The sequence below is a fragment of the Paenibacillus doosanensis genome (assembly GCF_025060755.1).
GTDB lineage: Bacteria > Bacillota > Bacilli > Paenibacillales > NBRC-103111 > Paenibacillus_S > Paenibacillus_S doosanensis.
The window spans coordinates 1-10,562 of the sequence record NZ_JANYUY010000094.1; the positions used below are offsets into that span (position 1 = coordinate 1).

Genomic DNA, 10,562 nt, shown 5'->3' on the forward strand with positions numbered 1-10,562 from the left:
TCGATACGTCTAAGCCTACGTATTTTATGGTATCCTTCATAGTACAGACTCTCCTTTGCAATTTAGCTCTGATTTTGGTTTTGGTTTAGCTTCTACTACACCATTATTCCCAAAATTAACCTAAGACATTGCACTGACGGGGAGTCTGTCTCGTTCATGATAACTGTTGCAAACGGATTCTTTGGATTGTTTTTTCGTTTTTCTTTGGAGAGAATCCGTGTTTAAAGGCGAACGCTTACGCTTTTCCAGATTCAAATGGCCCCTCCGCTCTTTCTTCACCACGCTTTTAGAGAGATGGTGAAAAATGCCCACTGCGCATGCGAAAGCATCTTCCGATCGCTCTTGTTCCCGGATTTCTCGAATAGGAAAGCCCGTGAAACGGGGAAAATCCGTCTACAAAGGCGGTCACTTCTTCACCACGCCATTAAGCTCCCGCCGAGTACGATACGGCGGTTTTCTTGCGGCGGATCATCAGCACGTAGCAGAGAATCGCTCCGACATCCGCCGCGGCGATCACAATCCCCATCGGCACGGCCGTTTCGCCTCCGCCCAGACCGACTAACGGGGCGACGATGCCCCCCGAGACGAACGACAAGAGACCGAGCAGCGCCGAGGCGCTGCCTGCGGCTTTCGCCTGGTTTTGCATCGCCAGCGCGAACGAGGTCGAGCTGACGATCCCGACGCTCGAAACGACGAAGAACAAAGGCACCAGAATAGCCGCAAGCCCCGCTCCCGCGAGAATCATAATGAGCAGCGTCACTCCGCCGAGCGCGGCCAGCAGAAGACCTGCGATGAGCAGCTTCGTCTCCCCGACCCGTCCGGCCAGTCTGCCGGTAACTTGGCTGGCAATAATAATGCCGAAGCCGTTAATCGCAAAAAACAGGCTGTACAATTGCGGAGAAGCGCCGAAAATATTTTGGATCACAAACGGCGAACCGGATATATAAGCGAACATCGCCGACATGACGCAGCCCTGCGCGAGAGCATACCCCATAAACGTCCGGTCGCTTAGCAAACCGCAGAACGTCTTCAGCGTATTGCCGATGCCGCCCTGGGATCTGCGCTCCGCCGGCAGCGTTTCGGGCAGGCCGAGCGATACGGCCAGCAGCATCAGGACGCCGAATGCACATAGCACGATGAACACGCCCGGCCACTCCGTAACGCGCAGCAGCTGACCCCCTGCTACAGGAGCAAAGATCGGAGCTACGCCGTTGACGAGCATTAATAGCGTAAAAAACTTTGTCAGCTCCACGCCAGAGTACATATCGCGTACGACGGCGCGGGAGATGACGATGCCTGCGGCTCCCGCCAATCCTTGAATAAAGCGAAGCCCGATCAGAACCCAGATCGAAGGGCTGAAGGCGCATAGCAGCGAAGCGATCATGTAGACGGTCAATCCCGCGATCAGCGGCTTGCGCCTTCCCCTTACGTCACTGAGAGGACCCGCCAGCAGCTGCCCGAGCGATAATCCGAGCAGGCAGAACGTCAAGCTGAGCTGAGCCAGCGAAGTGTTCGTGCGCAGATCGTCGGCCAAGGTCGGCAGCGCAGGCAAGTACATATCGATGGACAGCGGTCCGAACGAGGCCAACGCACCGAGAATCAGCGCCATCCGAAGCCGGCCGTAACGCGGCGTATTTGCGGTAATATCTTTGGAAGAGCTCATGGGAAGCAAATCCCCGCCTTTCAATAATAGGATGAATTCATTGGTAAAGCGGGCATCTGAGGCTTTAACCGTTCTTTTGCGGCGGCAGCGCCTGCAAATCGCTTTGCATCTGCAGCAGCAAGCGGCGGAAGAGCAGCTTCTCTTCCAGACTGAAGTTGCCGAAGCACGCCTCCTCTATCGTTCGCAGCGCTTCCTTGACCTTCCCCGTGGCCATGCGCCCTTTCTCGGTTAAGTAAACCCGGGACACCCGCTGATCCTCGGGATCGGTCCGCCGCTCCAGGAGCCCGGCTTTCTCCATCCGGGTAATCATGACGGTGAGCGTGGCCGGCTGAATGTTGATCTTCTGCGCGAGCTCCTTCTGGATTTGCCCGTCCTGCTCGGCAAGGCGCAGCAAAAGAGGCGGCTGGCCGGGATAAACGTCGTATTCCTGAATCAGCCGGTCGACATTATGCCGGTGGAGCTTCAGCACGCTCTTCATCAAATGCGTCAGAGAATCGGAGTGCTTATAGTCCAAAGCTGCATCCCCCCTTATTTAATTAGCTAACTAATCAAATGCTAGTGTAGAGGATTGAGCCGGGGCAGTCAATACTTTCGCCAAAGAAATCTGTTTAGTTTTCGTAAAGTTTAGGTGAGTTTCGGCTATGTCTGAGAGGCGGAAAATTCGCTAAGCTAATGGTATCGGCAGCAGCCCTTTGCCTTTGCAGCGATGCGGGGCGCGGATCTGGCCGCAATCCTTCCAAGGAGGTGAAAGTCGTTCCGGCGCATACAGCGCCGCAGTAGTTGCGAGTCACGAAGAACTCAAGCTTATTTTACGAGGAGGATGAATAATGCCAAGCAAACGCAAGACATTGATCCTACGGCTCAGAAGCAAATCGCTGTCCTTATCCGTTATTTTTTTACTGTGCTTTACGCTGGTTCCGTTGTTTACCGTCTCCACCGCCTTCGCCGCGACCACGACGGTGCCTGCGGGCGACGTCGCGGCGCTACGCAGCGCCTTGGCCTCCGCTCAGCCCGGCGACATTATCGAAGTATCGGGCACCTATTCGATTTCGGACGGCACCATCAGCACTTCTGTAAGCGGTTCCGCGAACAACTACATTACCCTGCGCGGCACGGGAAGCGGCGCCACCCTCAATTACACGGCTTCCGCCGGCAACGCAGCGTTCTACATCAAAAATAATTACTACAAGATGGAGAACATTACGATCAACTCCAACTCCAATTCGAATAAAGGGCTGCTCATCGAAGCGTCCCACGGCTATATTACGAACGTTACGGTCAAAAACACCAAAGCCGAAGGCTTTAAAATCCGCAAAAACAGCCAATATTGGCTGCTCACCAACTGTCTCGCGCAGTATACCGGCCAAAGCGGCAAATACGGCGAAGGCTACTATGTAGGCGACGCGGATCAAAACTGGACGACGGCTCCGAACGCCGACCAGAGCGGCTATATTACCTTCCTGAACAGCAACGCGTTCCAAACGAAAAACGACGGCTTCGACTTCAAGGAAGGCACGCATCATATTAAAGTCATCGGCGCCGACATCGACTTCAACAATACCGTTCCCGAATCGACCGTAGGCAACAACGGCCTGTTCATCCGCGCCAACAACGTCCAGGTGATCAATACGACGATCAAGAACAATGCCGGAACCGGCCAAGCGGTGCGCGGCAATAAAATGACGGCTTCCGACGGTAATTCCTACGGCAGCAATCTGGAGATGAAGGCGCTATCCGGTGTCAATCTGGCCGGTGCCTTGATCTATACGAGCTTTACCAACAACAAGTTGTTTACCGACTACTCGATGACGAGCGTCTCGGGAGGCTTGTACGCCTCCGGCTCGAATACGGCTACCTCCGCGAGCCCTTCCTCGTTCACGGAGATGACGTGGAGCGGCGAAGGCGGAGACGTGTACGGCGCCGGAACCGCCGTCAATCTGGCCCTGAACAAGACGGCTTCGGCCTCCACCGAATGGAGCAGCACGTATGCGGCCGGCAAGGCGGTCGACGGCTCCACCGGCACCCGCTGGGCTTCCGCTTCCGGCACCAGCGCCGGACAATGGCTGCGCGTCGACCTCGGTTCCAGCCAAACCTACAGCAAAGTCGTCATCAAGGAGACGAATTTCGCCAATATTACTTCGTTCAAGCTGCAATCGTCCGCGGACGGCACCAATTTCTCCGACATTGCAAGCGGCACGACGATCGGCGCCTCCAAGACGATCACCTTCTCTCCCGTGACGTCGCGCTACATCCGGCTCTATGTCGTATCCGCCTCGGATGAAGCCAACGTCAACGAGTTTGAGGTTTACGCCAATTAGGTGATCCCGCCCGAACGTTGGTCCGGCCTGCTCACCGGCGGTACAAAATAAGAACGCAGCGCGAACAAGCAAAGGCCTTCTCAGGGAGTCCCTGAAACGGCCGGCTTGTTCGCGCTGCCGGGCTGTACGCGCGGCTAAGCCGAAGCTTGCAGGCTCCCGGCCGCCGCGGCGCCGTTTACAGCATAAACCGGTACCCCGCTCCCCACACCGTGTCGATATATTGCGGCTTTGACGGGTCCAGCTCGATTTTCTCGCGGATTTTGCGGATATGAACCGTCACCGTAGGGCTGTCGCCGTTCGAGTCCATCCCCCATATATGCTCGAACAGCTGCTCCTTATTGAACACCCGGTTCGGATTGGACGCCAGAAACGCCAGCAAATCGAACTCCTTGGTCGTGAACACAACTTCCCGCCCGTTCACGTAAACGCGCCGGGACGCCTTGTCGATCAGCAGTCCGCGAATGCGAATTTCTTCGCTCTTCTGCCCGCGATGCCCGAGCAGACGCTCGTAGCGCGACAGATGGGCCTTGACCCGAGCTACGAGCTCCCCCGGGCTGAACGGCTTGATGATATAATCGTCCGCACCGAGCCCCAGGCCGCGAATTTTATCGATGTCCTCCTTCTTGGCCGACACCATCAAAATCGGGATGTCGTGCTTGTCGCGGATTTTACGGCATATTTCAAAGCCGTCCACCTTGGGCAGCATCAGATCCAGTATGACCAGATCGTAATCGCCGGTTAGCGCCTGCTGCAGCCCCGTATCGCCGCTATGCTCCATCTGCACGGCAAATCCGTTTATCTCCAAATAATCTCTCTCCAGCTCGGCTATGCTCGCTTCATCCTCGATGATCAATATGCGGCTGCTCATGGCCTTCTCCTCCCGACCTGTCGTCCTTTCGTTTATCCAGCGTAAACCAGATAACCGTCCCTTTTCCTGGCTCGCTCCGGGCGCCGATCACGCCGCCGTGGCCCTCGATAATTTGCTTGGCGATGGAGAGCCCCAGGCCGCTGCCGCCGGTGCTTGCATTCCGCGAACGGTCCGCCCGGTAAAACCGGTCAAAAATATGCGGCAGCGACTCCGCGGCAATGCCTTGGCCGTTATCCTCGACCTCCACGATATAATGCTCCCCCGCATCCGCTATGCGCAGACGGATCGTTCCATGCTCTTTATCCATATATTTCATGGCGTTTTCAATCATATTGACCAGCACCCGCTTAAGCTGGTCGCGGTCTGCGGCCGTCCAGGCCTCAGCAAGCCCCGGCTCCGTGACAAACCGGAAGGAAACGCCCTGCTTTTCGATATCCATTTGCAGCTCATCCGTGCAATCCTGCAGAAAGGCGATCAGATCCACAGGTTCAAAATGAAACGGTTGGCTGTTCAAATCCAGCTTCGAGAACAGAAACAGCTCGTCAATCAGCCGGTCCAGCTGCATCGATTTGGTATGAATGGTCCTAACGTATTTATCCAGCTTCTCGGGCGTGTTCGTCACGCCGTCGATAATGCCTTCGACATATCCTTTGATCGCCGTAATCGGCGTTTTGAGATCGTGAGAAATGTTGGAAATCAGTTCCTTGCGGTTTTCCTCGTACTGCAGCTGGCGTTCGACGGACTCCTTCAGCCTGCTGCGCATTTGCTCGAAGGAGGCGGCCAGCTCGCCGATTTCATCCTTCGACTCCGGCTTGACTACGAAATCGAGATGGCCTTCCTTGATTTGGTCGGCGGCTTTCTTCAAAGAACGCAGCGGCCGGATGATGCTTCGCGAAACGAAGTAAGTGAGCAGGCCGTTGGTCAGCACCAAAATCGCCAGCAGGGAAAGTAAAAACAAGCTGAAATAGCGGTGCGCGAACCGACCCAATACATTGAAATCCATCGCCATAAAGACGCTGCCCCGGCTGCCGTCGGAAAAGACCGTGTCCTGCTGCTGCGCGATGAACCAGCCGCTTCGCCCCTCTTCCTTCCGCTCCCATCTCCCGGACTTCTCCATCGGGGAATTCGCCTCTCCGTACGCGGGCAAACGGTTCAGCAGACCGGATTCGGCCAGCTTCGGCGAAGCGAAGAGCACATCGTCTTCTTTGCGCACGATCAGCTCCATGTTGATGGCGTTCAAACTCTCCTCCAGCCCGGCCTGGACGGCGGAGTCGAGCAGCGAATCGGGATTGTCCCTGCTGCGCAGCTGGATTTCGGCCTCCACGGCGGACTGCTGCTTGAGAATCGCCCCGATCGGGTTCATATGGCTGCCGTTCAGCTTATATACCGATCTGACGTCGCCCAGCAGCGCGACGATCAGGATCATAACGGCAATGCCCAGCAGAACGAGCGGAACGAGCAGCATGGCAATATAGGATAACACCAGACGAACCCGGATGGACACGCGCGTTCAACCCCTACAATTGTTTTTTATCGTAGATGAAATACCCTGCCGAAAAGCAAATCAAACCCCATCCCGCCAGCAGCGAAGCAATGCCGAAAATTTTGCCCCAAGCGACCGCTCCGCCGATCCACAGCATATACCAATCGGTATAATCGGTCGGCGAGTAAACGACGAATTGCGGATACAGCAGCCCGGCCAGCTTGGCGAGCCCGTACAGCAAAATGCAGAGGGTCAGCGCCCCGCTGCCGCTTTTGAACCCTTGCGCCAGCAGCATCGCCGCAAAGCCGATAGCCGCAAGCGGAACGACAGCCGCGCCGTAGGCGAGCAAGCTCTGCGTCAGCCCGGCCGCTCTGCCGCCGCTGCCGCCGGCCTCAAGAAAGAAGGACGCCAAGACGGAAGAAAGCAGACCCAACGCGATAAAGATACAAATGTAGAGTACCATTGATACATGCTTGGAAGCAAAAATATTCAACCGGGTGACCGGCCGGGTCAGCACAAGCTTCGCCGTCCCGTTCTCCAGTTCGCCGGGAAACATATCGGACGCAGCCATAAAAATAAAGAGCGGCAGCAGCAGACCGGCGAATAAGCCCAGCATCCAGATCGGAAAATCTGCGGCCGTCGCCGCCGTCACCCCGAGGCCGCTCTGAAACCGGGACACCAGGATAGCTCCCGCGGCGGGAAGAAGCGCCGTCAGCGCCATGAAACATAGCGATTTTCTGCGCAAACAGAGCTTGATCATTTCGTTAATAACGTTCGCTTTAAAGCCGGACATGCGCTCGCTCCCTCCTTTCCTCTCTCGCCAGCGCGACAAAATAATGCTCCAACGTCGGATGCTGCTCGCTGACGAGCTCGCTCATCAGCCCTTCGCGAACGAGCTTGCCGTTATAAATCATGCCGACCCGGTTGCAGATCAGCTCCATTTCGTGAATGAGGTGGCTGGAGATGAAGAACGTCATTTGTTCTTCCCGCGCCAGCCTCACGATCAGCTCCCGCATATCGACCATGCCTTCAATGTCGAGCCCGTTCGTCGGCTCGTCGAGGATCAGAAGCTCCGGCTTGGACAGCAAGGCGGAAGCTAGGCCGAGCCTCTGCTTCATGCCGAGCGAATAGCGCCCGACCTTCTCATGCTTGAAGCCGCCAAGCCCGACCAGCTCCAGCGCCTCGTCGATGCGGCTTTTGCGCAGCTCGGGATAGTAGCGCAGCACCATCTCCAGATTGCGGTAAGCGCTGAAGTCGTTATAAGCTTCCGGCCGTTCAATCAGCACGCCGACGCGGCGCATCGCCTTCTCGTAATCCGCGGCTATGTCGCAGCCGAACAGGCGCACCTTGCCCCGGTCGGCCCTGCACAGGTTGACCATGATCTTCATGACGGTCGTTTTGCCCGCTCCGTTCGGCCCCAGGAAGCCGTATATATCGCCGCGGCGCACTTGGAACCCGACATCGCGAATGCCTCTTTGATTCGGATACATTTTCGTCAAGCCTTCGGCTTCGATAACCATATCCATCCGCTGTTTCGCCCCTTCTCATTCATATGGACCGACGGGAGACGGCAGGAGCATGTCCGCGCAGCCCCCGTCGTCATGCTCCGCCGCCCGCTCTAACCGGTCGGCTCTTTATTCCCCGTGATGACGGCCAATGCTTGCCTTGTCGACGGTATGCACTTCCTTGCCCGTCAGATCGACCCGATCGGGCGTCGTTGCGTCGAATCCGGACAAACCGACCTGCACGTCGATGACGACTTCATGCGCGGCTCCCTGATCATCCTTGCCGGACAGCGTCACTTGAACCTTCTGCCCGGAAATGCGGTTCTGGCTGTCCACGTCGGCGTTCATATCGACCTGCTCGATCCGTATGTCCTTGGTCAGCTTCGGAAAGCTATCCTTCAGCTTCGCCAGCTCCGTACCGAAAGGCTGCTGTGAAAGCTGCCGGTCCGCGTGCTGACCGCTCGAAGCCGCTTTGACGGCGAAGGAGCTGACCGCATTGACTACGGCAGGGACCTGGCTTGCGCCAAGCTGGAAGCCGATATGCTTCGTCCCGTCCGCTTGCGGCTCCACCGTGACATAATCTTTCAAGGGGCCTACCAGCGCGTCGATCAAATTTTCTTTTTCCTTGGCGAAATCATCCGCGCCGGCCTCCCGGTCCTTCTTGCTCCAACGGTTTGCTTTCTCCTGATCCGAGCCGATCATATTGTAAACATCGCTGCTGCCGGCTTTCACGATGCTTTTGCCGTCCTGACGGTAGAACGATACCGTCTCCTCCGCAGCGTTTCCCTTAATATTCACGCTGCCGCTGGCGGCCTGCGCCGTCTTATCGGCTTTCACCACGGATGTGACGTCGAGCAGCTTGCTGCCGTTATCCTGCACGGACAGCGTCATCTGCTCCGTTACGTTATGCGCCCCGGCAGTCGCTTTGATCGCGGCTTTATAAGCGTCGTATCCCGCCGCGTCGCCGACTCCGGCGAACGCCGACGTTACGAACAGCGCGCTCCCCAGCGTCAATCCCGCGCCGACTCCGATCCATTTTTTGCTCATCTTCATTTCCTCCTCAAGTTAAGTTCGAAAGCGTCTCTTGCCTTCTCCATCATCTTACCTCCGAGGTATAAACTCGGGGTGAACCCGCTCTAAACCGGCTATTAAAAGAATCTTAAAATTTTCTAAAAACGTGGTGAAAAGTCCGCTGCGGCGTCCATTTGATCCTCCAATCGCTGATGAAATCGCTCTTTTTTCACTACGCTTTTAAACTGTGCAAAATAATACCGGACCGCCTATCTTGACATGAAACCTGACGGTGTCATAATAGACATCAGAACGCAAAGGAATCGAGAAGCCGATCTGAATCCAAACGGGAGGAACGATACATGGATAACCAATCGCCGTCGGCATTGCCGGATATTCGCCAGACGCTGGTGCTGAACGCGCCCATTCAGAAAGTATGGAGTGCCGTCGCCACCGCCGAAGGCATCGCCGCCTGGTTTATGCCTAACAATTTTCAGCCTGTACTGGGCTATGAGTTTCAATTAAATGCCGGACCGTTCGGGGATTCCCCCTGCACAGTGACCGAGCTTGATCCGCCGAACCGGCTAACCTTTCGCTGGGGCAAAGATTGGACCGTCACCTTCGAGCTTATTCAGCGGGAAGACAAGACGGAATTTACGCTTATTCACGGCGGCTGGGATGCGGATAAGCTGACCGAATTCGGCGAGACGCACCGGCTTGTGCGCGACAGAATGTCCGGCGGCTGGGTCGGATTGCAAAAAAAGCTGCAAGCTTATGTCGAGGGTTAATATGGCGGCTCCGTCACCTAAGCACGATGTGTTTCAGGCGATCGCCGATCCGACCCGTCGCAGCCTGCTGCAGCTGCTTGTCGACCGGGAGATGCCGGTTACCGCGATCAGCGGCCATTTCCCGATGAGCCGGACCGCCGTCTCGAAGCATTTGCGCATTTTGGCCGACGCCGGTCTTGTTAAGGAACGGAAGGTCGGCCGCGAGACGAGATACCGGCTCGAGCCGGAGCCGCTGCTCGAATTGAAGCGCTGGCTGTCGTTTTACGAGCGTTACTGGGAGAATAAAATGTCCGCGCTCAAGCGCTATGTGGAAGCGGAGGAGCCGAGCAGCGGAGCGGAGCGCGCAGCCGGACGCCTTGGCGAAGACGGGGACTAGGCGGGCGCCGCCCGCTTTCCTCGCGAATCACCGAGCGCTGCGCATCCAACGCAGCCCTCGCACTAATCGCACTAATGATGAAACGAAACCTCCGTCGTCACGGCGATCGTGACCAGACGGAGGTTTTTTTGCCGATTCGCCCACCCCCGCACCATATGCAGAGCAGCTGCGGTCCGCGGTGGATAACTCGGCGCCCGGCGTCGATGCTTGTGCATGATTATAACCGGGATGGACAAAGATGCGAATCTGGGGATAACTCGCTATGTGGATATGTTTATAAGTATACACGGAATTATGCACAACAAGGCTTTGAAACCTGTTAGTATTGTGGATAATACTGTTTATAAGTCGGATAACTGCCTGCCTTGTTCTTCCTAATGACGGATCGTGTCGAAAAAACGCGAAAACGCCTTCATTTTATGTTAGGGCTTGCTGAACAAATCAAAAATTCAACAGTAACAAGGGTTTGGCGCCTCTTTTGTCGAATTTAGGTGCAAGGAAAACGAAGGCTAACCCGTGAAAAACCTTGCACTTGGAGGCGTCCGAATTG

The 10,562-nt window shown here is 56.2% G+C and carries 10 protein-coding genes; 3 read left to right on the forward strand and 7 right to left on the reverse strand.

Annotation, left to right across the window (positions count from 1 at the left end):
• Window positions 1-424: 424 nt before the first annotated feature.
• Together N0M98_RS33180 and N0M98_RS33185 are read right to left on the reverse strand one after the other, a co-directional pair.
• On the reverse strand, window positions 425-1,663 hold the full coding sequence (locus N0M98_RS33180) for a multidrug effflux MFS transporter (protein WP_259620454.1): 1,239 nt from the start codon (window positions 1,661-1,663) through the stop codon (window positions 425-427).
• Between the two features lie 64 nt (window positions 1,664-1,727).
• Window positions 1,728-2,177 carry a MarR family winged helix-turn-helix transcriptional regulator gene (locus N0M98_RS33185; protein WP_249865535.1) on the reverse strand — a complete coding sequence of 150 codons (450 nt, stop codon included), beginning with the start codon at window positions 2,175-2,177 and terminating at the stop codon, window positions 1,728-1,730.
• A 313-nt stretch (window positions 2,178-2,490) separates the two neighbouring features.
• Here N0M98_RS33185 and N0M98_RS33190 point away from each other — a divergent pair, with 313 nt between their 5' ends.
• Window positions 2,491-3,981, forward strand: coding sequence for a discoidin domain-containing protein (locus tag N0M98_RS33190; RefSeq protein WP_249865536.1), 1,491 nt, complete (start codon window positions 2,491-2,493; stop codon window positions 3,979-3,981).
• Window positions 3,982-4,156: 175 nt separating this feature from the next.
• On the opposite strand, the gene N0M98_RS33195 is transcribed toward N0M98_RS33190, so the two are convergent.
• The 5 genes from N0M98_RS33195 to N0M98_RS33215 all read right to left on the reverse strand — a co-directional run bounded on the left by N0M98_RS33195 (window position 4,157) and on the right by N0M98_RS33215 (window position 8,884).
• Complete coding sequence (locus N0M98_RS33195) at window positions 4,157-4,849, reverse strand: response regulator transcription factor (RefSeq protein ID WP_249865537.1); 693 nt, start codon at window positions 4,847-4,849, stop codon at window positions 4,157-4,159.
• Window positions 4,818-6,353, reverse strand: a complete 1,536-nt coding sequence (locus tag N0M98_RS33200; protein ID WP_259620455.1) for a sensor histidine kinase — start codon at window positions 6,351-6,353, stop codon at window positions 4,818-4,820. Before N0M98_RS33200 ends, N0M98_RS33195 begins: the two co-directional genes overlap by 32 nt.
• 13 nt (window positions 6,354-6,366) lie before the next feature.
• Complete coding sequence (locus N0M98_RS33205; RefSeq protein ID WP_259620456.1) at window positions 6,367-7,125, reverse strand: ABC transporter permease; 759 nt, start codon at window positions 7,123-7,125, stop codon at window positions 6,367-6,369.
• A complete protein-coding gene (locus tag N0M98_RS33210) occupies window positions 7,112-7,858 on the reverse strand; it encodes an ABC transporter ATP-binding protein (protein ID WP_249865540.1) in 747 nt (248 codons plus the stop codon). The genes N0M98_RS33205 and N0M98_RS33210 overlap by 14 nt, the downstream gene beginning before the upstream one ends.
• A 108-nt stretch (window positions 7,859-7,966) precedes the next feature.
• A complete protein-coding gene (locus tag N0M98_RS33215) occupies window positions 7,967-8,884 on the reverse strand; it encodes a hypothetical protein (RefSeq protein ID WP_259620457.1) in 918 nt (305 codons plus the stop codon).
• A 326-nt stretch (window positions 8,885-9,210) separates the two neighbouring features.
• On the opposite strand from N0M98_RS33215, the gene N0M98_RS33220 reads away from it, so the two are divergent.
• Complete coding sequence (locus tag N0M98_RS33220; RefSeq protein WP_259620458.1) at window positions 9,211-9,636, forward strand: SRPBCC family protein; 426 nt, start codon at window positions 9,211-9,213, stop codon at window positions 9,634-9,636.
• 1 nt (window position 9,637) lies between these two features.
• On the forward strand, window positions 9,638-10,012 hold the full coding sequence (locus tag N0M98_RS33225; protein WP_259620459.1) for an ArsR/SmtB family transcription factor: 375 nt from the start codon (window positions 9,638-9,640) through the stop codon (window positions 10,010-10,012).
• Window positions 10,013-10,562: the final 550 nt, after the last annotated feature.